This is a genomic window from Pararhodobacter sp. (genome assembly GCF_034676545.1).
Lineage (GTDB): Bacteria > Pseudomonadota > Alphaproteobacteria > Rhodobacterales > Rhodobacteraceae > Pararhodobacter.
The window spans coordinates 1,123,231-1,145,465 of the sequence record NZ_JAUCBZ010000015.1 but is presented as its reverse complement, the minus strand read 5'-3'; the positions used below and the strand labels follow the sequence as shown (position 1 = coordinate 1,145,465).

The 22,235-nt window shown below is 61.5% G+C and carries 22 protein-coding genes and 2 pseudogenes; 14 read left to right on the top strand and 10 right to left on the bottom strand.

Features of this window, described 5'->3' with window-relative positions; genetic code table 11:
• Window positions 1-64: 64 nt before the first annotated feature.
• Window positions 65-1,093, bottom strand: coding sequence for a zinc-dependent alcohol dehydrogenase (locus VDQ28_RS09035; protein ID WP_323035630.1), 1,029 nt, complete (start codon window positions 1,091-1,093; stop codon window positions 65-67).
• A 120-nt stretch (window positions 1,094-1,213) separates the two neighbouring features.
• Here VDQ28_RS09035 and VDQ28_RS09030 point away from each other — a divergent pair, with 120 nt between their 5' ends.
• A complete protein-coding gene (locus VDQ28_RS09030) occupies window positions 1,214-1,996 on the top strand; it encodes an SDR family oxidoreductase (RefSeq protein WP_323035629.1) in 783 nt (260 codons plus the stop codon).
• A gap of 49 nt (window positions 1,997-2,045) precedes the next feature.
• Here the strand turns inward: VDQ28_RS09030 and VDQ28_RS09025 are convergent, their stop codons facing one another.
• From VDQ28_RS09025 to VDQ28_RS08990, 8 genes are all read right to left on the bottom strand, one after another.
• Complete coding sequence (locus VDQ28_RS09025) at window positions 2,046-2,588, bottom strand: biotin transporter BioY (protein ID WP_323035628.1); 543 nt, start codon at window positions 2,586-2,588, stop codon at window positions 2,046-2,048.
• A 28-nt stretch (window positions 2,589-2,616) separates the two neighbouring features.
• Window positions 2,617-3,213 carry an energy-coupling factor transporter transmembrane component T gene (locus tag VDQ28_RS09020; RefSeq protein WP_323035627.1) on the bottom strand — a complete coding sequence of 199 codons (597 nt, stop codon included), beginning with the start codon at window positions 3,211-3,213 and terminating at the stop codon, window positions 2,617-2,619.
• A complete protein-coding gene (locus VDQ28_RS09015) occupies window positions 3,194-3,904 on the bottom strand; it encodes an ABC transporter ATP-binding protein (protein WP_323035626.1) in 711 nt (236 codons plus the stop codon). The genes VDQ28_RS09020 and VDQ28_RS09015 overlap by 20 nt, the downstream gene beginning before the upstream one ends.
• Window positions 3,905-3,992: 88 nt before the next feature.
• Complete coding sequence (locus tag VDQ28_RS09010; RefSeq protein WP_323038093.1) at window positions 3,993-4,298, bottom strand: acyl-CoA dehydrogenase C-terminal domain-containing protein; 306 nt, start codon at window positions 4,296-4,298, stop codon at window positions 3,993-3,995.
• On the bottom strand, window positions 4,181-5,740 hold the full coding sequence (locus VDQ28_RS09005) for an acyl-CoA dehydrogenase family protein (protein ID WP_323035625.1): 1,560 nt from the start codon (window positions 5,738-5,740) through the stop codon (window positions 4,181-4,183). The genes VDQ28_RS09010 and VDQ28_RS09005 overlap by 118 nt, the downstream gene beginning before the upstream one ends.
• A gap of 39 nt (window positions 5,741-5,779) precedes the next feature.
• Window positions 5,780-6,760 carry an ABC transporter permease gene (locus VDQ28_RS09000; RefSeq protein WP_323035624.1) on the bottom strand — a complete coding sequence of 327 codons (981 nt, stop codon included), beginning with the start codon at window positions 6,758-6,760 and terminating at the stop codon, window positions 5,780-5,782.
• Window positions 6,750-8,300 (bottom strand): sugar ABC transporter ATP-binding protein, encoded by a 1,551-nt coding sequence (locus VDQ28_RS08995; protein WP_323035623.1) that lies wholly within the window; start codon window positions 8,298-8,300, stop codon window positions 6,750-6,752. Before VDQ28_RS08995 ends, VDQ28_RS09000 begins: the two co-directional genes overlap by 11 nt.
• A gap of 63 nt (window positions 8,301-8,363) precedes the next feature.
• Window positions 8,364-9,320, bottom strand: a complete 957-nt coding sequence (locus tag VDQ28_RS08990; RefSeq protein WP_323035622.1) for a sugar ABC transporter substrate-binding protein — start codon at window positions 9,318-9,320, stop codon at window positions 8,364-8,366.
• 266 nt (window positions 9,321-9,586) lie between these two features.
• Between VDQ28_RS08990 and VDQ28_RS08985 the strand changes: the two genes are divergently transcribed.
• Window positions 9,587-10,321 (top strand): tyrosine-protein phosphatase, encoded by a 735-nt coding sequence (locus tag VDQ28_RS08985; RefSeq protein ID WP_323035621.1) that lies wholly within the window; start codon window positions 9,587-9,589, stop codon window positions 10,319-10,321.
• A gap of 35 nt (window positions 10,322-10,356) precedes the next feature.
• On the opposite strand, the gene surE is transcribed toward VDQ28_RS08985, so the two are convergent.
• A complete protein-coding gene (gene surE, locus VDQ28_RS08980; RefSeq protein ID WP_323035620.1) occupies window positions 10,357-11,118 on the bottom strand; it encodes a 5'/3'-nucleotidase SurE in 762 nt (253 codons plus the stop codon).
• 101 nt (window positions 11,119-11,219) lie between these two features.
• Between surE and VDQ28_RS08975 the strand changes: the two genes are divergently transcribed.
• From VDQ28_RS08975 to VDQ28_RS08920, 12 genes and pseudogenes are all read left to right on the top strand, one after another.
• On the top strand, window positions 11,220-12,461 hold the full coding sequence (locus VDQ28_RS08975; RefSeq protein WP_323035619.1) for a thiolase family protein: 1,242 nt from the start codon (window positions 11,220-11,222) through the stop codon (window positions 12,459-12,461).
• Entirely contained in the window at window positions 12,458-13,144 is a 687-nt protein-coding gene (locus VDQ28_RS08970) for an AMP-binding protein (RefSeq protein WP_416349361.1), read from the top strand. The genes VDQ28_RS08975 and VDQ28_RS08970 overlap by 4 nt, the downstream gene beginning before the upstream one ends.
• Window positions 13,066-13,965 carry a class I adenylate-forming enzyme family protein gene (locus VDQ28_RS22575; protein ID WP_416349360.1) on the top strand — a complete coding sequence of 300 codons (900 nt, stop codon included), beginning with the start codon at window positions 13,066-13,068 and terminating at the stop codon, window positions 13,963-13,965. The genes VDQ28_RS08970 and VDQ28_RS22575 overlap by 79 nt, the downstream gene beginning before the upstream one ends.
• Before the next feature lie 151 nt (window positions 13,966-14,116).
• On the top strand, window positions 14,117-14,863 hold the full coding sequence (locus VDQ28_RS08960) for a PEP-utilizing enzyme (protein WP_323035618.1): 747 nt from the start codon (window positions 14,117-14,119) through the stop codon (window positions 14,861-14,863).
• A gap of 22 nt (window positions 14,864-14,885) precedes the next feature.
• The gene (locus tag VDQ28_RS08955; RefSeq protein WP_323035617.1) at window positions 14,886-16,436 is read left to right on the top strand and encodes a hypothetical protein; all 1,551 of its coding nucleotides are present in this window, start codon (window positions 14,886-14,888) and stop codon (window positions 16,434-16,436) included.
• An 83-nt stretch (window positions 16,437-16,519) separates the two neighbouring features.
• A pseudogene (locus tag VDQ28_RS08950) lies at window positions 16,520-17,305 on the top strand (class I adenylate-forming enzyme family protein); the annotation flags it as partial.
• Window positions 17,271-17,996, top strand: a complete 726-nt coding sequence (locus tag VDQ28_RS08945; protein ID WP_323035616.1) for an AMP-binding protein — start codon at window positions 17,271-17,273, stop codon at window positions 17,994-17,996. The pseudogene VDQ28_RS08950 and the gene VDQ28_RS08945, both read left to right, overlap by 35 nt.
• A complete protein-coding gene (locus VDQ28_RS08940) occupies window positions 17,993-18,595 on the top strand; it encodes a hypothetical protein (RefSeq protein WP_323035615.1) in 603 nt (200 codons plus the stop codon). Before VDQ28_RS08945 ends, VDQ28_RS08940 begins: the two co-directional genes overlap by 4 nt.
• Complete coding sequence (locus tag VDQ28_RS08935; protein WP_323035614.1) at window positions 18,595-20,364, top strand: pyruvate, phosphate dikinase; 1,770 nt, start codon at window positions 18,595-18,597, stop codon at window positions 20,362-20,364. The genes VDQ28_RS08940 and VDQ28_RS08935 overlap by 1 nt, the downstream gene beginning before the upstream one ends.
• Before the next feature lie 15 nt (window positions 20,365-20,379).
• Entirely contained in the window at window positions 20,380-20,859 is a 480-nt protein-coding gene (gene accB, locus VDQ28_RS08930) for an acetyl-CoA carboxylase biotin carboxyl carrier protein (RefSeq protein WP_323035613.1), read from the top strand.
• 3 nt (window positions 20,860-20,862) lie between these two features.
• Window positions 20,863-21,134 (top strand): annotated as a pseudogene (locus VDQ28_RS08925) (biotin carboxylase N-terminal domain-containing protein); the annotation flags it as partial.
• A 111-nt stretch (window positions 21,135-21,245) separates the two neighbouring features.
• A complete protein-coding gene (locus VDQ28_RS08920) occupies window positions 21,246-22,235 on the top strand; it encodes an ATP-grasp domain-containing protein (protein WP_416349421.1) in 990 nt (329 codons plus the stop codon).

The following is a 22,235-nucleotide window of genomic DNA, read 5'->3' as shown; positions in this document are numbered from 1 at the left end:
AGATCATCGGCGCACCGCCCCGGATAATCCTGTGATGGATCGTCCGGGGCAACACCTTCGCGCATCAACTTTGTGGCAAGATCATCAGCTTGATCTGGTCGCCCGGTTGCCGAAGGCCCTCGAACGCGTCGGGCAGTGCCGACAGGGACACACGATCCGTCACCATCGGCGCGGGTTTCACGCGACCTGACTGCAGGAATTCCAGAACGCGCGCGAAGTCCTGTTCTTGATAGCCCAGAATATACTGGATTTTCAGCTCTTTGAGGATGGCGGTGAGGGGCACCTGAATGTCGTCCTTCATGCACACACCGACCACGACGATGGTGCCGCGCGCGCAGGACAGGTTGATCGCCGACTGGATCATGCCGGGCACGCCGACACAGTCGAAGATGATATCAGGCGGCCCGCCCGCGATTTCGGCAAAGGCTGCGCCAATATCGGCGGTGGCCCCGGCGTCGATCACGGCATCCGCGCCAAAGGCGGTCGCCGCAGTCAGCCGCGCAGGCGCACGTTCCGATACAACAACATGACCCGCCCCGGCCACCTTGGCAAAGGACGTCACCGACAGCCCGATTGGTCCGGCACCGATGACCAGCACCCGATCACCGACTGCGATCCCGGCCTTGTTCACCGCATGCAGACCGACCGCCAGCGGCTCGACCATCGCACCTTCTTCATAGCTTACCCCTTCGGGCAGGGGAACGACATGGCGCGCGGGCACCTTGATATATTCCGCATAAGCCCCCGGTACCGCCTGCCCGGCAAGACCGGTGATCTGGTTCTGGGCGCAAAGCATCGTATAGCCTTCGCGACAATCCCGGCACTGGCCGCATGGGTTTACCGGCACCACAGTAACGCGCGCACCAACGGCGACAGAGTCATCGCCCGAGGCGACGACGTCGCCCGAGAATTCATGGCCCAACACAGTGCCGGGCTCCTGGAGGAACACGCCCTCATCCGTTGCGTGCAGGTCTGATCCGCAGACGCCGCAGGCCGCAACGCGAATCACCACTTCGCCGGGTCCGGCTTGAGGTTTGGTCCGCTCCTCGACCACAAGTTTCCGGCCTAAGCCCTTGAATACCGCTACCTGCATGATGTCCTCCTCGAGTCAGGCGTTTGTGACTGATTATTTTGTATGACAAAATCATCAGAGAGTCTAACATCATCATCACCCCGCCACGAGGCGCGGGCGATTCATCTGATGGAGGAAAAAATGGGCAGACTTGATGGCAAGGTGGCGATCATCACCGGTGCGGGCACGGGCGTGGGGCGCGCCGCGATGCAGATCTTTGCGCGCGAAGGCGCGCGCGTCGTGGGCGTATCGCGCACCCAGAAAAACCTTGATGAAACACTCGAACTGGTGACCGGCGCGGGCGGCACGGGGATCGTGGTGGCTGCGGATCTGTCGAAGCCCGAGGGCGCGTCAGCCGCGTTTGATGCGGCGATGGCCGCTTACGGGCAGGTCGATATCCTCGTGAACAGTGCCGGGGTTGGGTATAATCACGCGGTCAGTTCACCTGATTCGATGAATGATGTTGCCAATACCACGCCCGAAAAGTGGCATGAGGTGATGGCAATCAATCTGGACAGCGGGTTCTATATGATTCGCCTCGTCGTTCCCCAGATGCAAAAGCAGGGCAAGGGCACAATCGTCAATGTCACCTCGATATCCGGCATGCAGGGTCTGCCGGGCGCGCATACCTATACCGCGGCCAAAGGCGCAATGATCAACCTCACGCGGTCGCTCTGCGTGGCCTATGCCAAGGACGGCATCCGCGCCAACTGCATCGCACCGGGATTTATTGCAACGCGGATGGTCGAACAGTTCCTGCCCGCGTTCGATGATCCGGCAGTCGCCGAGTCGATCACGCCGATGATGCGGCCCGGCACGCCCGAAGAAATGGCCAACGGCTGCCTGTATCTGGCGTCAGACGAGGCGAGCTATTGCAACGGTGCGGTGCTGGTCATCGACGGCGGAACGACCGCGCGGCAGTAAACCGCATGGAAGACCGACGGGCCGGGGTTTGCACCCGGCCCTGTCATGGTCAGGTGCGCAGCGATGCCAGACCTGGCCGCGCCCGGGCAAGACCCTGCGTGATGCCACCCGCGATCGCCGCCTTGATCAGGTCGCCCGGCAGGAATGGCAGGGCAAAGCCCATGGCCTCAGGCAGCGTCACACTGAGCATGATCGACATGCCAATAACCCCGAACACCGTCACGACGGCAATGCCCACCATTGATGCGAAGAAAGCGGGCCAGAATTCCATCGGGCGTGCAAACCGATCCGCGACAAGACCAATCGCAAAGGCCGCGACGGGAAACCCGATCAGATAGCCGACGCTCGGACGTGCAAAGACCCCCAGCCCGCCTGCCCCGCCCGCCGCGATGGGGAGGCCCACAGCGATCAACAGCAGGTATAACAGCACGGCCAACGCCCCTTTGCGCGCGCCCAGAATCGTTCCGCACAGCATGATACCCAGCATCTGGGCGGTGATCGGCACGCCAAAACCAAGCGTGAAACTGGGCAACAAGGCCAGCGCGCCGGTCAGGGCGGCGAAAAGGGCGATCAGGGCAATATTTCGTTCCACAGGGTTCTCCACTTGGCGTTGGGTTAGGTCAGGCGCCCCCTCGGGCGCGCAGGGATTTAGCGACGTGTTCGGCGTCATCAATGGCCAACAAGGCCATCGGTAGCACAACGCGAGGCGACATTCGACGCACAGACCGGGCACGCCAGGACTCGGCCAGCCCCTGCCCTTTGGCGATCAGGACGGGAATGAAGCGGATCGTCAGCGCGATTGCCAGAACAATCCGCGCCCGGTAGGTTTGTGGCACGCGCACGGTCGTCAGAATATGGTCCAGAAGCTCGGTGATTTCGTCAAGTCGCGTTGTCATCGTGACGAACCCGGCCATGGCAACGGCTGTGAACAGCCGCAGCACGACCAGAGCGGCGGTTTGCGGGGCCCCGGTCAGCGTGTGCCACAGGCCTATCAGTAGCCCGACCAGAAGAATGCCCCGCAAGGCACGCAAACCCGCCCGCGCAAAATTCGCCCCGCAACTGGCATAGAGGCCCGCCACAACACCCAGGGCCACGATCTGAGCGGGAATGGCTGTCGTGGACAGGATGCCAAGTGTGGCGCCGAACAACGCCGCAAACTTGACCCCTGCCGGAACACGGTGCGCCCAGGTCGAGATTTCAGAAGTCAGCGCGATCACTGGCGGCCCTTTCCTGCATCGCGGCGCGGTAAGCGGGGATGACAACATCCGGCGCGCCATCGCCCAGGACGCGGCCCTGATCCAGCCAGATCACGCGATCATACTGCGCCAGCGACGGCAGGTCATGCGTCACATGGATCAGCCGTTGCGCAAGACCATCCAGGATCGCATTCAATTTCAGCGCCGTCACCAGATCGAGACCGGCAAACGGTTCATCCAGCAGAATCGTGCCGGGCTGCATCAGCAAGACGGCCATCAAGCACAAAAGATGCCGCTGTCCCTGCGACAGGGACTGCACATTGCGTCCCGTCCAGTCAGCCTTGCCAAACCGTTCCAGCATGGCCTGCACAAGGTCGTGCTTGGTCGCTTTGTCATGTCCCAAAGCACCCAGACCAAAGCTGAGTTCTTCGTCCACGGTGGGAAAAATGATCTGGTGATCCGGGTTCTGGAACAAGATACCAACGGCGGCAATCGCCGCCTTGCGGTTACGGGCAGGGTCGCAGTCGCCAAGGCGCACGATTCCCTGATCTGGTGCCGCCAGCCCCGCGATCAGCCGCAGGAGTTGCGACTTTCCGGCACCATTACGCCCAATCAAACCGATGCGCGATTCATGCAGCTTCAGCGACAGCCCGTCGAACACAGGTCGGCCATCGCGTGAAAACACCACATCTGTCAGCTGCACACCTGTCATCGTCCCTCGTGCCTTCAACCCGCTCGTGGGTATCAACGAGCACGCACCGATTGTCGAGACTTTCACAGTCCCGGGCAAACCCCGACCGTCATAGGGCATGGCGCGGCGCGTCGGCGGTCACGGATGATCCGGCTGCAAGGGGCGCAAGCCATCCTGCAATCAACGGCATCTCGTGGTCAAAGAAATAGCGACAGGCCCAGATCTTGCCATCGGTCACCGCCGGGTCACCAGAGGTCCGCGCAGCCGTCAAGGCGATATCCAGCCACAACCAGCCCATCACCAGATGTCCGTAGGCCGACAAGACCGCGGTCCCATGGGCCAGAACCTCGGGACCAGGCCGGTCCAACGCGTCGCGCAAAACGGTGTCAACGCGTGCACATTCCGCCTCCAACACAGTCGCCATCGGGGCCGTTGCCGGGTCTGCGGCGCGCGCCGAACCGTTTCGGCAATCTCGTTGCGCAACAGGTCGAACCCCGCCAGCCCGTCACCCAGCAGTTTGCGTCCGGTCAGGTCGAGACCCTGAATGCCGGTGGTGCCTTCGTGGATCGGATTCAGGCGACTGTCACGATACAGTTGCTCAACATCGAAATCGCGCGTGTAGCCATAGCCGCCATGCACCTGAATCGCCTGCTGGCAGGCGATCAGGCCCATTTCTGACGGCCAGCTTTTCGTGACCGGGGTCAACAGATCCAGCAGAGCTTGCGCCCGAAGGTCGCCATTGTCGGCCAGATCCGCCAGTTTCGCGCTATACAGACAGAGCGCCAGCGACCCTTCGGCAATCGCGCGGGCCTGCAACAGCATGCGCCGCACATCGGGGTGGCTGTCGATGGGAACGGGCTGCACCGCCCGTTTATCGGTCAAGGGGCGACCCTGCACCCTGTCGCGCGCATAGTCCCGCGCCAGCAGCCACGCACGACCCGCCATCGCCGCCCCCGATAGCCCGACATTGATCCGCGCCTCATTCATCATCTGGAACATGATCGCCAGACCCTGCCCCGGCTGGCCCAAGAGGTAGCCAACGGCACCGCCGTTTTCACCAAAATTCACCGCGCAATTGGGGATGCCCCGGTAGCCCATCTTGTGGTTCAGACCCGCGATTTCCACGTCGTTCCGACGGCCATCGTCCAGCAGGCGCGGCACGATAAACAGCGATATCCCCTTTGATCCGGCGGGCAGTGATCCATCAGGCAGCGCGATCTTGGCCAGCACCAGATGCACGATCTGATCCGTCACATCATGGTCCGCTGCCGATATCCACATCTTGCGGCCGGTCAAACGGAAGTGGTCTTCTTCGGCGAGTGCGCGCGTGGTGATATCCCCCAATGATGAGCCGGTATCGGGTTCCGACAGGCACATCGTGCCCAGTGCTTCGCCGTCATGCTGGGGGGCGGCAAAGCGGGCAATCTGATCGGGCGTTCCTGCAGCGCGGATCACGCGGGCATTGGCCATCGACAGCATGACAAAGCCTGACGCCGCCACATGGGCCGCCATGACGGGGGCCATGGCCGCGGTGGCCACCACCATCGGCAAGCCCATGCCGCCATGCGCCTCAGGCACCGTTGCCCATTGCATCCCGGCGTCCAGCCAGGCGCGCACAGCAGCGCGCGTGCCTGGCTCCACCGTGACGCGACCCTCAGGGCCAAAGGCAGGCTCCACGCGGTCAGACGCCTTCCAGGCAGGCAGAAACTCACCCTCGGCCAGTCGGAAAGCCAGATCCAGGAAGGCGGAATAGTCCGCCCCGTCCTGCCCTGCAAAGCCGGCGTGATTGGGCAAATCGCCGGCCTGCAACCAGTCAAACAGCAGAAAATCCAGATCGGCACGCGATAACACAGGCATTCGACACGCCTTTCCTTGGGATGGTCAAAGCCCGAGTGTTCAGGCTCGTCTTGCAGTCTTTCCGCTGGCGGAAATCAGCGCCAGAATCAAGATCGTACCCTGCACGATGTATTGCCAGAAGGTTGCCACTCCAAGTGTGGACAGACCATTGCTGATGACGCCGATCAGAAGGACGCCGACAAAAGTGCCCAGCACATGAAATTTTCCGGGTTTCAGCGTCGAGGCCCCAATGAAGACCGCGACAAAGGCGTTCAGCAGATAGGTCTCACCCACCCCTTGCGGGCGACCCGCACCAAGATTTGCGCCTGCCACCAGCCCACCCAATGCGGCACAGGCAGCCCCGATGGCCATCGCCATCAGGGCATATTTCTGGAAACTGATGCCGGACAGGCGCGCAGCTTCCTTGTTTCCGCCAATCGCATACATGTTGCGGCCCGATTGTGTGTGCTCCAGAAAGATCCACAACACAAAGGCCGTGGCCACCAGAATCAGAACAGGTGCCGGAATGCCATAGATGCGCCCCTGCCCGATCACCTGAAACGCCATCGGAATATCCGATGAATTCACCGTCCGGCCCTTGGAAACGCCCAGGATTACACCTGAAACGATGAACGACATCGCCAGTGTTTCCACGATGGGCGAGATGCCCAGATACGACGTCAGCGCGCCGTTGATCATACCGATCAACATGGCCAGAAACAGCACGACCAGAATGACGAAGATCACGACCCAAACGGAATCGCTGCCGATCTCCATCAGGAACCGTGCTGCAAAATACCCGCCAAAGGTGGCCATGGCGCCGATGGACAGATCGAAAAGCCCCACCACCATGCAGACCGTCAAGCCCAAGGCGATGATCCCCAGGATTGCAACCTGATTGAGAATATTGAACATGTTCCGCACGCTGGGGAACACTTCGGGGCGACCGATGGAAAATATCGCAATCAGCACGATCAGCGACAGGATCGTGCCATAGCGCGACAGAAATCCCATCCAGTCGAAACGGCGTTCAGTTGACATCGTGCAGTTCTCCTCCGGCGGCCAAAGTCATGATGTTTCCCTCTGTCAAGGCGTCTCCGGACAGCTCACTGACCACCTGCCCACCCGAAAAGACGAGCACACGGTCGCAGACCAGAGCGTATTCCTCGAGTTCGGTCGAGGCAAAGACAACACCCACACCATCAGCCGCAAGTTCATGAATAAGGTCATATATTTCCGCCTTGGCGCCGACATCGACAGCCGCCGTCGGCGAGTTGAGCAGAAAGATTCGGGCGCCGGTTGACAGCCAGCGCCCCAAGACGACCTTTTGCTGATTACCGCCCGACAGATCGTCGATCTTGGTTTCAATCCCCGGCATGCGCACGCGCATGCGGGTGGCAACCTCGGTCGTCGCGGCGCTTTCTGCACCACGGTTGATCAGGCGCAACAATGGCTCGCGCAGATAGCGCGACAGCGACGGCATCGAGATGTTGGCCCGGATTGATTCGGCGTGAAACACCGCCTCGGCCAGACGGTCGGCAGGCACCAGCGCGATCCCCGCCGCGATCGCCTGCCCGGGGGTGCGCAACGGCTGGTTCAAGCCCTGCACCCGGACTTCTCCAGCGACGCGATGGCTGCGGCCAAACAGCAAGTTCAACACATCCTCGGCACCGGATCCTGGCAGGCCTGCCACGCCGATGATCTCACCGGCATGCAGGCCGAAACTGACCCCTTTCGCCCGCCCGCCCTCGAGGTCGCAAACCTCCATCACGATCTCGGGGCGGATGTTGCTATGCGTCCGGCGTTCCGCCAACGCGCCTTTCTTGCCGACGATCGCCTCGACGACGCTCCGGCGATCCATCTCATCGCGTTCGAATACCCCCGCGTTACGCCCATCGCGCAACACAGTGGCCCGGTCAGCGATTTCGAAAACCTCGGACAAGCGGTGGCTGACGTAGAGAAAGGAATGACCCTTGGCCGCCAACGCGCGCATCTGGTCGAACAGCCGGTCAACCTCGTGCGGCAGCAGCGCATTTGTCGGCTCATCCAGAATGATGATCCGCGCATTTCCAGACACGGCCTTGGCGATGGAGATCATCGCCAACTGGTCAGGGCGCAGGCTTCCGATATCGGCGTTGGTCGCAATCTCCAGCCCCATATCGGCCAGAACCTGCGACGCGCGCGCGTGGACGCGTGGCCAATCCACCAAGCCCAGGCGGCGAGGCATCGCCTCACCCAGCCACAGGTTTTCGGCGACGGTCAGATTGGGGACCAGATTGAGATGTTGATGGACAACCGCAATGCCCGCATCGACCGCCTCCCGGGGCGTCGAAAACGACGCGGGGTGTCCCTCGACCAGCACCTCTCCTGCGGTCGGCGCATAGGCCCCGCAAATGCACTTGATCAAGGTTGACTTGCCGGCACCGTTTTCGCCCAGCAAGGCATGAATTTCGCCCCGGCGCACCGACAGAGACACATCGTCCAGCGCCAGTGTGCCCGGGAATTCCTTGCGCATGCCCCGCACTTCCAGAACGGGCGCCAGATCAGGTGTTGTTTGGGAATCGACAACCGTGCCGAGCATATTCAGCCCCTACCCTGAATGTGAAGAAAAGGGCCCGCGCCGCGTTGCGCGGGCCCAAACGGGTTATTGACCCGAGAACAACGTGCAGTTGGCAAAGTCGATGGCTTCGCCTTCGGCCGGTGCTGTGGCCTGCGTGATCAGGCAGGGCTTCAAGGTCAGCGCGCGACTGGTCGGGAATTCACCGTTCAGCGCGGCGGCGGTCACATCGACAGCCGTGACACCCATCTGGGGCACGTTGTAGGCGACCGTCAGGGCAACGGGACTGCCGTCGCGGATCAGCGATACCACCTCATCGACGCCGTCCTGCGACGCGACAAAGATGTCATCAGCCCGTCCGGCTTGTTCGATAGCCCGCGCGACCGGGCTGGCCAGTTCATCCCAGGCGACCCAGACCGCGACGATATCATCATTGGCCAGCAGCAGATTGGTCATCTGCGCAAAGGCATCGTCAACCTGACCTGGCACCCGGACCTCGATTTCGGTCAGGGTGATGCCGGGATATTCGTCGACGACCGCGTGGAACCCTTGATCGCGCTCACGCAGGGCGGGCAGCACATTCCAGTTGAATTTGACCACATGACCTTGACCGTCGATCCGTCCGACCAGCTCCAGTGCGGCAATCGCCGCGTCAGCGGTATTGTTCGAGCCGATGTCGGCGACGATCCCCGGCACAAGACCCGAGAATGTAGACGTGAACGGCACGCCTGCGTTGTTGGCGTAGGCAATGACCGCGCTCATTTGCGTGTTCGCCGAGGCGATGTTGATGATGGCGTCAAAACCACGATCAATAAAGGCGATGGCCGCGTTGTTGGTCGCGACCTGATCACCCTGCCCGTCGTACATCTCGACTTCCCAGCCGCGCGCTTCTGCAGCGGCAACGGCTGCATCGGTCTGCACCTGAATAGACGGCGAGTTGTAGTTCACGGCGACGATGCCGACCTGAACCGCGTCTTGCGCGATGGCTGACGTGCCGCACATCAGCGCCGCAACGCCGACCACGCTTTTCACAAGATTTTTCATTTCTCTCTCCCAGATTGGCGGACCACAAAAGTCCGATGCCCTCTCCCCTCAAACCCCGCAGCGGGCTTGTCGGTCGATATGGCTGGCCGCTCTCCTTGCGGTCATCCATTCGTGACGTTACGGCGCTCAACTATTTCGGTCAACAGTTTTGCACAACGAAATTGTCAAACAATCTATTTGCGGCTATCTATGGCCGATGAGGAAGGCGTGGGCCATACCGGCGGCTCCAAGACAAAGGCGAGACGATGCAAGAACGGCGGATCAAAATGGACGGCGCGGTAAACTTCCGCGACATCGGCGGCTATGAGGCGGCGCCGGGACGCCAGACGCGGTGGAACACAATCTACCGCAGCGATTCGCTGGCCGCCCTGTCATCGGAAGATCTGAAACGACTGACGGCACTGAACCTCTTTGCACTCAGCGATTTTCGCCTGCCCAGTGAACGCGAGAAAAGCCCTGACAGGCTGCCGGATGGCCATGCAATTCACCTCCTGACCCCCGGTTTCATCCCGACCGGAACCGAGGATATGCTTCAGCGTCTTGCGGCAGGGGCACTTGATGCCGAAGGTATTCGCCAAGAGGTCGTTCACCATTACAGGCAGTTTGCGACCGACCATCTGGGCGACTATACCACGACATTGCGCATGATTCTGCAGGCTGATGGCGCGCCGGTGCTGCTGCACTGCACATCGGGCAAAGACCGCACAGGATTCGGAATTGCGTTGCTGATGCTGATCGCGGGGTGCAACGACCATGCGATAGAGCAGGACTATGTCCTGACCAATACCTATCGCCGCGACATCGGATTCATGTTCCGCAATCCCGTTGATCCAGAATCTTTGGCGATGCTGACATCGGCCCGGCCCGAATACATCCACGAGGCTTTGATCACGCTGCGTCGCATCCATGGGGCGCCTGACGACTGGCTGTCCACCTTGGGTTTTGACGCCGCAGATCGTGCGCGGCTGCGTGCCATCCTGACCGAATCGGCAATGGCGTAAGGCCGTGACACGCGCACCACGGCCCCCCTCAACAGTCAGTCAAAGGCGCGCTCCATGCGGGCTTTCATGGCATGGGCTGTCATGTCCAGTTGAATCGGCGTCACCGACACGGCGCCGTCCGCCATGGCCCGCAGATCCGTGCCCGGATGTTCATTGCCGTCCTGGTAGGTCAGCTTGATCCAGTAATAGGGTTTGGTCCGGGCATCTTCGCGCCGCACCGGTGTGAACGACCCGGCCCGCTGGCCCAGCGTCGTGACCCGCACGCCAGAGACGGCAGCCGCCGCGACGGGGGGGAAATTGACGTTGACGAAGGTTCCGGGGTCAAACCCGGTCGTCAGGATGCCCTCGAGCACTTGCGGCAAAAACGCCTCGGCGGTGTCCCAATGAACGTGGCCGAAGGAATGCACCTGACTCAGCGCGACCGATGGCACGCCCAGCAGCGCGCCCTCCATCGCCGCAGCGGCGGTGCCGGAATAGGTAATGTCTTCGGCCAGATTGGCACCCCAGTTGATGCCCGACAGCATCAGCGTCGGCGGTTCGGGCATGATTTCGTAGATGCCCATCAGCGCGCAGTCCGTGGGCGTGCCTTTTATCGCGAAATGCCGGTCGTCGAGTTCGCGCATCCTGATTGGATCATGCATGGAAATCGAATGCGACGCGCCTGACCGTTCCTCTGACGGGGCCACGACCCAGACATTGTCGGTATAGCGACGCAGGATCCTTTCCAGCAGTTGAAGGCCGGGCGCGTGGATCCCGTCATCATTCGTCAGCAGGATTCTGTGCTTGCTCAGGTCCATGGCGTCCTCCTTCACATGGTTCAACATTTGTTTCATACATTATTGTAGGACACAATAACAATTTCAGCTAAGCTGTGATTCGAGCAACACGGGAGAGCGCAATGGAAGCAGTCTATGTGATGGGTGTCGGCATGACACCGTTCGGCAGGCATCCGGGCCTGTCGGTGCGCGATATGGCGATAGCGGCGGTGACCGACGCCCTGGCCGATGCTGGAATCGACGCGCGCGATGTGGGTGCGGTCACCTTTGCCAATGCCGTGCAAGGCGCGATGGAGGGACAGTTCGGCATTCGCGGACAGGTCGCGCTGCGCGATCTTCCGTTTGATGCCGTACCGATCATCAATGTTGAAAACGCCTGCGCCTCGGCGACCACGGCGCTTCATCTGGCGATGATGCAGGTGCAATCGGGCCAGACCGATATCGCGCTGGCGGTTGGGGCAGAAAAGATGGTCCACCCCGATGGGGCTCTTTCCATGGCCGCATTCGAGGGCAGTTGGGATCGCGCCGACCGCGACAACGTCATCGACCGGCTGCGGGCGCTTGGCCGCGGGATGGAAACGCCTCCGGGCGAGGCAGCGCGCGAAACGCCGCATACTGTTTTCATGGATGTTTACGGGGCCTTTGCCAAGTTTCACATGGCCCGCTATGGCACCACGCAACGCCAATTGGCCGTGATTGCAGCGAAAAATCACGGCCATTCCGTCCACAATACCCGGTCGCAATACCGCAAGGCCTTTACCGTGGACGAGGTTCTGGCCGCGCGCCTGATTGCCTGGCCCATGACGCTGCCGATGTGTTCTCCGATCAGTGACGGCGCGGCGGCGGCTGTCGTTGTGTCGGCGGCCAAAGCGCGCGAGTTGGGGCTGACGCGCGCGGCGCGCATTCGCGCAGCCGTCCTGATGAACGGCGGTCGGCGGGCTGATGACGATCTGGAGCGCCACATCTCGCGCCGAGCCTCGCAAAAAGCCTATACCATGGCCGGACTTGGACCGCAGGACATCGACCTTGTCGAATGCCACGATGCGACCGCGTTCGGCGAGCTTCAGCAATCCGAATTGCTGGGGTTCTGTGCCTTGGGCGAAGGTGGGGCGCTTGCCGAAAGCGGCGCGACCGCACTGGGCGGCCGCATCCCGTTCAACCCGTCGGGCGGGCTGGAATCCAAAGGCCATCCCATTGGGGCGACAGGTCTGGGGCAAATTTTCGAACTGGTGACGCAACTCCGGGGCGAGGCTGGGGCGCGTCAGGTCGAGGGCGCGCGCATGGCATTGGCCGAAAATGGCGGCGGCCTGATGGGTGTCGAAGAAGCGGCCGTCGCCATCACGATTCTGGAACGCGCATCATGAATCTGGCGGGTTTTCTGACCGCCAGCGCCCGCACCCATGGCGACAAGCCCGCCGTAATCATCGGGCAAAGCTGCTATCTGGATTACGCGACCCTTGCCCGGCAGGTGGCCGGGTTGGGGGGGGCCTTGCTTGCACAGGGCCTGACGAAGGGCGACCGTGTTTTGCTGGCCATGTCCAACAACCCTGACTACCTGACAATCCTGTTTGCCTGCTGGCAAGCGGGGCTGACGGCGGTGCCGGTCAACGCCAAACTGCACCCGCGCGAGATCGGATATATCGCGCAGGACAGCGCGTCCAAAATCGTCTTTGCAAGCCCCGATCTGGCCGACGGCATCGCACATGAGCTGCCTGACCTGCCGCTGATTGTGCCGGGCACCGATGATTTCACGCAAATGACCGCCCATGAGCCGATTGTTGAGGCCAAAACAGAACCAACCGATATCGCCTGGGTGTTCTATACCTCGGGCACCACCGGGCGGCCCAAGGGCGCGCTGCTTTCGCACCGCAACCTTTCCGCCATGGCCATCGCGTATCTTGCCGATGTTGATCACCTGACTCCGCCGACAGCCTGCTGCATCTGGCCGCCACTTCGCATGCGTCAGGCTTGTTCGCGCTTTCCTTTATCGCCAAGGCCGGGGCCAATATCTTGCCGGTCTCCGGTGGGTATGACCCGACCGAGATGAAAACCCTCATCGCCACCACGCCCAATCTGACGTTCTTCGCGCCCTCAACCCTGCTTAACCGGATGGTGGCCGACCTGCGCGGCGTCACACTGGACAATATTCGCACGATTCTGACCGGCGCAGGGCCGATCTATCTTGAGGATATGAAACGCTGGCTTGCGGCCTTTGGCCCGCGGATCTGGAATGGCTATGGTCAGGGCGAGACGCCGTGCACCATCACCGCCCTGCCCAAACCGGTCCTTTGGGACGCCTATGAACAAAACGACACGGCGCGGATGGGGTCCGTTGGGATTGCCCGTACCGGCACATCGGTCCAAATCGCCAATCCTGATGGCAGCAGCGTTGAAAACGGTGCGATTGGCGAGGTGCTGGTGCGCGGCGAGACGGTCATGGCGGGCTACATGAACAATCCCGCCGCCACGGCCGAGGCGCTGGCGGGTGGCTGGCTTCACACTGGCGATCTGGCCCGGATGGACGATCACGGATTCGTCACGCTGCTGGACAGGCAAAAGGATGTCATCATCACCGGCGGCATGAATGTCTATGCCCGCGAGGTCGAGGAGGTGCTCTTGAGTCATGCCGCCGTCGCCGAATGCGCCGTGATCGGGGTCAAGGATGCCGACTGGGGCGAAAGCGTGATTGCCCTGATCGTGACGCGCGCGCCCTGTGATGTGGCAGACCTTGATTCGCTGTGCCTGGATCGGCTGGCACGCTTCAAGCGACCAAAGCGCTATGAGATTGTTGCAAGCCTTCCAAAGAACGCCGCCGGAAAAGTGCTCAAAGCCGCGTTGCGGCGGCAATGGGCTGACCCAATGCCATGATGTATCGCCGCAAACCTCTGCCGAATCTGTTGAGCAGAATTGTTCGACAATATTGTAGTATAAATATTGACAGAGCCGCGGGCATCGCCCAAACTCTGCCTCAGGAGTTGGACGATGCGGGGAGGCATACGTCCAGTATGGGAGGAAAGCCATGACACTACTCTATGCTGAGTCCGACAAGTTCGGCGGCACAAATGCTTCGGCGACAGTCGAGGCATTCCACAGCGCGATCCGCGAGATCGTGCGCACAAAGCTCGCCGAATCCGGTGGCCATTGGGACAGCTTTGTCTTTGGCAAATCGCTGAGCCTCATCACGGCAGAAGATTTCGCCGGTGTTGAAAAGATGATGCTGGACGCCGGCCATCGCTTCGACTGGTCTGCCGCCGTGTCACCACGCGAACGCCCCGATGCCTATAAACCTGCCGAGGGCGTCAGCGATGGGGATGCCGCCACATTCAGTTTCGAACACCCCGACGCTGTCGTGGCAGAGCCCGATGGCGAAGGCCGCGAACAGCGTGGACAGGGCGACAATGTTGCAGCCTATGCCAAACCGTGCACGGGCATCGCGCGCTATATCCGGTCCCCCGCTCAGGTGCTGAAATTCCTGCAAGAGGGCGTGCCCGCCGACACGATCGCCGTGATCGACGATTCCGGCGGCACCCTGACTGCGCCGATCCTGGAGCAGTTCAAGGGCGTGATCTGCGCCGGTGGAACAACACGGTCCCACCTGGGCATCCTGACCCGTGAGTATCAAGTGCCTTGCCTGATGAATGCCAAGATATCGGGTATCCGCAACGGTGACATCGTCACAATCGACGTGACCGCTCAACCCAAGACCGCAGATGATTATCAGTCAGGTCGCGACGTCACCGCACGCATCTGGCGCGCGGCAAAGTGATCATAGGCAGGGAGTATACAAGATGAACGCGAACAAGATCAGCTACACCCAGCTTCTGGAAACCAACAATCTGATCCAGACACACGCCGATGAAAGCTACTGGCTCTGCGTGACGCGCACCGTGCAGGAATCAAAACTGTTCCCGGTGCCGGCCTATATGATGATGTCCTATCTGATGGCCTATTACCGCTATCCCGCGCTGTTTCGGAAAATCGAAAGCAAGATGTCCGCCGAGGAAATCGGCGACCGCGCCCGCAACATGGGCATGAAGATTCAGAATCCGGGCATGTCCTATATGCCTGATTTCTATCTTTTGGGCCGCGAATGGTTGATCAACATGGGGATCATCCGCCCGACCGACGGGATCGAAGATCTGATCTATGTGATGGATTTCTCGAAACGGTTCCAGTTGGCGTATCACCGCAATGACGCGCATATCTCGAACCGCGAATTCGGCCACCGGTCACAGATCCTGCCGGAACGGCGCATTCAGGTCTATCACGCTGATATGTATGACTGCACGGCGGGTGACGAGCTGCATGTGGCCGCCCATGGCTTCATGGCCGCCGCGTCGCAATACGGGTTCCTGATTTCCTGCGAAAGCCGGATCTCGTTGCACAACCATGGTCCGTACAAACTGGATGACGGCGTCGAGATGATTGTCCGTGACTTCATGGACATGGCGGAAAGCGATTTTCCATGGCTCGATGATGCGGCCGAGGGTGTCGAATACAACAACATCACCGTGACCATGGCGGTCAAGGACGCGCATTTCTACCTGGTCGATGATTGGGGGTCGTTCGAATCCAAGCCCGAGTTCTCGGCTGAAAAGCTGGTGGGCGTGGGCCTGTATTATTCCGACAACCTGTCGGACGGACATCAGCCGTTGGGCATGGAATCACGCGAAGAGCTAATCGAAACGTTTAAGCGCCTGACCGAGCAAGCCAGAACCGCCACCAACAAGCTTTGGATGAAGATCGCCGGCTGGAGCCGCGATCAGATGATTGATGCCGGTGCGATCACCTATTTCGCAATCTGCAAGGATCTCGCCCATGTCGCCGGTGTCTATGACCCCGAAGACTGGATGAAGGTCGATGAGCGCGCCGAACGGTTCCGCCCGCTGCTGAACGACGAATACAGCCGCGACGTTCTGGGCGAACTTTGTGTGGCACTCAACCCGTCGCAGAAGCTGCAAGAATACGCGATGATGCAGCATGCCAACAAGAACGCGCGCTTGTATCAACTCATCCCCTATTCGATTCTGGATGGCGAACCCTACACCGCTACTGTGGGCGAGGTTTTTCCCGGCATCACCTATCTGGATGCAAAGAAGGACGTGTATACCACGACCAAAGGCAAGATCGGCTTCGAGGAATACAACCGTCTCTCGCAGGAGGCAGTGCCCAACAATGCGTCCGGCAAGTATCGTTACTTGTGCGACACCTGGCTGAAATACAACTACCAATCCCCGCTTGCCGATGAGTTGTACAAAGCCGAGCAGCGCAATTCGCGCAGGCTCAAGGACAAGGGCGCGGCGTTGACCCGCGACGATATCGCGGCGCTGCGTCAGTAGCAAAGCAGTCTCGGCGACCGCCGGGTACCTCCCACCCGGCGGTCGTGACCATAACGGTACAACAGCACAACAGGAATGATCCGATGCAAATTGGAGCACTAATTCGTCGTGCGGCTATTCATCATGGCCCCTTGCCCTGCCTGACCGAAGGCACGCGCACTCTGACGTATGCCGAGTTCGACGCCGCAACCAACCGCTTGGGCAACGCCCTGTTGGCGCTTGGGCTGGTGCCTGGTGACCGGGTTGGCGTGCTCCTGCCCAATTCGATCGAATGCATCATCGCCTATTATGCTTTGGCCAAGGCCGGATTGGTCCGGGTCGGCATGAATACCCGCGAAACCTTGGTGGAACACAACTACAAACTGACCGACAGTGAATCGCGGGCGGTCCTGCACAAGGGTCAGGATGGTCTGTGCCCCGATATCCAGATCGGCTGGGACGATATCTGCACCATGATTGCAACAGGCGATTGCGCGCCATGCGTTCAAGACCGTGCGCTCGATGCGCCCTATCGGCTGGGGTATACCGGCGGCACCACGGGCAAACCCAAAGCGGTCACGCTGACCACGCGCGGGGAATTGGCAGAGCTGTCTGCCTTTCTGACCGACCTTGTGCCCGGCATCAAACGCGGCGACACATTTCTGCATGCAGCCCCCATCGCGCATGCCTCTGGCGCGTTCTTTCTGCCCGCGTTGACGCGTGGCGCGCGGTCACTGGTCATGACGAAATTCGACACCGCCGAATTCATCGCGCTGGCGCAATCAGAACGCGCCACGATGACCTTTCTGGTGCCGACCATGCTTGCCATGCTGCTGGAGGATCCGACGCTGCCGGATGCTGATCTGCATTTCGACACGATTGCCTATGGGGCCTCACCCATTGCTGAAATCCATCCTGCGGCGCGCCGAGGCGCGGTTTGGCCGCGTCTTTGCACAATCCTATGGTCAGGCCGAAAGCCCGATGGTCATCACCTGCCTGCGCCCCGAAGATCACGACCGGATCGGATCCTGTGGTCGACCCTTCACCATCGTCGAGGTCGCGGTTCTGGGCGATGACGACAAAGAGGTGCCGGTCGGCGCGACGGGCGAAATCTGCTGTCGCGGTCCGCAAACCATGGCCTATTACTGGAACCGCCCCGAGGCGACGGCCGAAGCCTTCCGCAACGGCTGGCTGCACACGGGCGACGTGGGCCGGATGGATGCCGATGGGTTCTTCTACATCCTGGACCGCAAGAACGACATGCTGATCTCGGGCGGCTATAACGTCTACCCGCGCGAGATCGAGGATGTTCTGCTGGCCTTCCCCGGCGTGGTCGAAGCGGCGGTCATTGGCGTGCCTGATGAGAAATGGGGCGACAGGGTGCAGGCCGTCGTCGCCGGTCACGCAGATCTGGATTGCGCGGCCCTGATGGAGCATGCGCGCGCGCATCTTGCCGGACACAAATGCCCCAAGGCCATCGAACAATGGCCAGAATTGCCAAAAAGCGGCGCGAACAAGATCCTGCGCCGCACCGTCCGCGACCGGATCATGGCGCGGCTGACCGAAAAGGACATCGCATGAAAGAGACAACACTCGCCTTGCACGGGCTCGCCATCAAGAAGCATGGATCAGCGGCCGAGGTCGCCCAGATCACCGGGCTGACCGAAGACGTCGCACAGGCCGCGCTGGAGGCCGCCGTCACCGCCAACCGGGCGGCAAAGGCGGGCGAGAAATTCATGTTGCAGCCCGCCGCTCAGATCGCGCTGCGCACCGGCTATTCGCGCGATTTTGCCACCCAGCGCGCCGACCCCGCGCTGCAGGCCGCCTATGATGATTTCGAAAAGATCAACGAACAGCTGAAACAGTTGATCACCGATTGGCAGACTTTGACGGTCGGCGGCACATCGGTGCCCAATGACCACTCAGACCGCGAGTACGATGACAAGATCATCGACAAGCTGGGCCGACTGCATGATCGCGCCGAACCCATTCTGGACCGTTTCACGGCAGGGCTGCCGCGCCTGGCCGTTTACAAGACGCTACTGACCGCCGCGCTGGAACGGGCCGAGGATGGCGACACCGCCTGGGTCTCGGATGCCAAATGCATGTCCTACCACACCGTCTGGTTCGAACTGCACGAGGATCTTATTCGCGTCCTGAATCGCAAAAGGATAGAATGATGTCAGACTGGACCCTACGTCTGGGTGAAGGCCCGCTTCCAGACCGCGCGCTGATCGGTGGCAAAGCTTGGTCGATTGCCCGCATGGTGGACTTGGGTCTGCCCGTTCCGCCCGCTTTCGTCATCACGACACGCGCTTGCTCGGCCTATCAAGCCGAGGGGTTTCCGGCGGGTCTGGAACAGGAGATTGCCGACGGAATCGTCTGGCTGGAACAGCAGACCGGCAGAACCTATGGTCACGGGTCCGCGCCTTTGTTGGTGTCGGTGCGCTCGGGGGCTCCGGTGTCGATGCCCGGCATGATGGATACGATCCTGAACATGGGGATCACCACACAGACCGCCGATGCGTTGGCCGCCGAATCCGGTGATCAGGCCTTTGCCCATGACACGCACCGGCGGTTCTATGACCTTTACGCGCATATCGTGATGCGGTCTGACATCGACGGATTCGACACCTCCGCCACCTCTGCCGATTGGGATGCCACCCTGTTAGCGGCGGGTCTTGAGGTTCCCGCCGATCCGACAGTCCGCCTGCATGCCGCGGTCCGCGCCGTGTTCGAAAGCTGGAATTCGCGCCGCGCAAAGCGCTATCGCCAGCATCACGGGATTCCGGATGATCTTGGCACCGCGGTGACCGTGCAAGCGATGGTTTTTGGCAATCTCTCGGACACCTCGGGCACCGGGGTCATGTTCAGCCGCAACCCGATAACCGGCGAGCGGGTTCCCTATGGCGAGTATCTGGCGCGCGCGCAGGGCGAGGATGTTGTCTCAGGCAAATTCACGCCGCGCACGCTCGATGCCATGCGCGAAACCGTCCCACAGGCGCATGATGAACTCCTCCACGCCGCGGAAACGCTGGAACGGTCTTGCGGGGATGTGCAGGATATCGAATTCACCATACAGAACGGCAAACTCTATTTGCTGCAGGCCCGCGCCGCGAAACGCGCGCCGGCGGCGGCGGTCTGCTTTGCCGTGGACATGCTTGACGAAGGCATGATTGATGCCGCGACGGCGCTTGACCGCGTGACACCTGATCAGGTGCGCAGCCTGCTTGCCCCGCGTCTGGCCGAAGGCGAAGCGGAAGCCGCGACGCTGCTGGCGCAGGGCGAGGCCGCCTGCCCCGGCATTGGCATCGGTCTGGTGGTGACCGACACAGACGAGGCAGAGCGCATCGCCGCAACAGGTCAACCCGTCATTCTGGCGCGCGCCACGACGTCTCCTGAGGATCTGCATGGCATGATCGTGGCCCAGGCCGTGATCACCGAACATGGCGGGTCCACCAGCCATGCCGCCGTGGTCAGCCGCGCGCTGGGGGTGTCCTGCGTGACCGGCTGCGGTGACGGTACACTGACCGGCCTTGCGGGGCAGATCGTCACGGTCGACGGCCAAACCGGCCGGGTCTATGCGGGGGCGCTGCACGCTGTTGCCCCGCCCGAAGAGGATGACCATCGCCTGACGACCCTGCGCGCTATCGCCGAAGCGCGCGCGCCGCTGCGAGTTCTCCCGGCTGGCTCTGATCCCGGAGTGCCTGTGGTCGATCTCAATGTCGTTACCGGCGGCGAGGACGCGGCAAACCTTGCGCGTTTGCTGTCTGGCGCAAAGGCCGCCACAGGCGGCGCGTTGACCACGGATGCGGGCATGGCCGCAGCGATAAAAGCCGGCGTGACAACCATCATCGGCAGTCCGGTCCTGCCGTTGCTGCTCTCTGCAGCCCGCGCGGGCAAGCCTGCGCTTGGACGCGAAGAAACCGCCGTTTCAGCCAGTAGCTAATCCCAAGAGGACGACATGACACTCAAGCAATCCGATATTGAAGCCCTCGTGACCCTGTTCAGCCATTCCAGCTGGGACGAAATGCATGTGGAGATTGATGGCGAAGAAATCTTCCTGTCCAACGACAGCCGCGCCCGTCAAGGGTCGGCCCAACCCACACATCCTTCAGCCCCGCAAAGCGTGGCACCCGCCGCGCAGGCAGCACCGGCAACGGCCCCCGCCGCCGCAACAACTGCCGCCGCCCGGCCAGCGCATTGGATCGCCCTCACCGCCCCAAATCTCGGGACATTCTACCGCGCACCCAGCCCCGAGGCGGCGCCGTATGTCACGGTGGGTGCCAGCGTCACCCCAGAGACCGAGGTGTGCCTGATCGAGGTGATGAAGCTGTTCACCACGGTTCGTGCGGGCGTCAGCGGCATCGTCCGCGAGATCGCGCCCGAGGATGGGCAAATGGTTGAATATGGGGATCAAATCCTCTGGATCGAGCCGGTCTGAGCCATGACAGTGAACCGCCTTTTCGTTGCAAACCGGGGCGAGATCGCCTTGCGAATCCTGCGCACGGCCCGGCGACTGGGGGTCGAGACCGTGCTGGGTGTTTCGCCGCCGACCGCGACTCGCTGCCCGCACAATTCGCCGACCGCGCCGTGGTTCTGGGCCCGGCCCAGGCCGCCAAAAGCTATCTCGACGTGAACCTGGTGCTTCACGCTGCGAAAAGCACGGGCTGCGATGCCCTGCACCCCGGCTATGGTTTCTTGTCGGAAAAGCCTGAACTCTCGCGCAAATGCGATGACGAGGGGATCATCTTCGTCGGCCCTCGGCCCGAGACCATCGAAACGCTGGGCGACAAGCTGTCAGCGCGCGCCATTGCCCGCGCCGCAGGTGTGCCGACAGTGCCCGGCACGGATCATATTGAAAGTGTGCGCGATGCGCAGCGCGCGGGCGATGAAATCGGCTATCCGGTGGTCATGAAGGCCAGCGCAGGCGGCGGTGGCAAAGGGATGTTCTTGGCGCGCACCCCCGCTGATCTGGCCGGCAATTACGACCGCGCCAGCCGCGAGGCACTGACCGCGTTCGGCGACGGCACGCTCTATATGGAACGCTTTGTCGAACAGGCGCGCCACGTCGAGGTGCAGATTGTGGGCGACGGCAAGGGTCAGGTTGTCCATTTTGGCGACCGGGACTGCTCGGTGCAGCGCCGCTATCAGAAACTGATCGAAGAGGCCCAGGTGACGGCCATGCCGCCCGCGCTGCGCGAAAAACTGCACGACGCGGCGGTGCGCCTGACATCCTTTGCCAACTACCGCAGCGCCGGCACTGTTGAATTCCTGTATGACATTGCCCGGCAGGATTTCTATTTCATCGAGGTGAATTCGCGCATTCAGGTCGAACATCCAGTGTCCGAGGAAATCACCGGGCAGGATCTGATCGCGCGGCAACTCTCGGTCGCGGCGGGTCAGGGGATTGGCGTCACGCAGCAAGATGTGACCTTCAACGGGCATGCCATCGAGGTGCGGATCAACGCGGAAGATCCGCTGAACAACTTCACGCCCTCGCCCGGACGCGTCACGCAATGGGACCCGCCTCAGGGCGCTGGCATTCGTATCGACAGCCATATGCGCGCGGGCGATCTGATCCCACCGTTCTACGACAGCATGGTTGGCAAGCTGATCGTGCATGCCGCCACCCGTGATGACGCCATCGAATCCATGCTGCGCGCCATCCGCGATTTTCGCATCACCGGCCCGAAAACCACCCTTCCCTTGGCCGCCCACATCATCGGCCATCCGGATTTCCGGTCAAACCAATTCTCGACCCGCTGGTTGGAGGACAAGGCTCTGCCTGCCTACCTGCCCGCCGCCTCACAGGAGTAA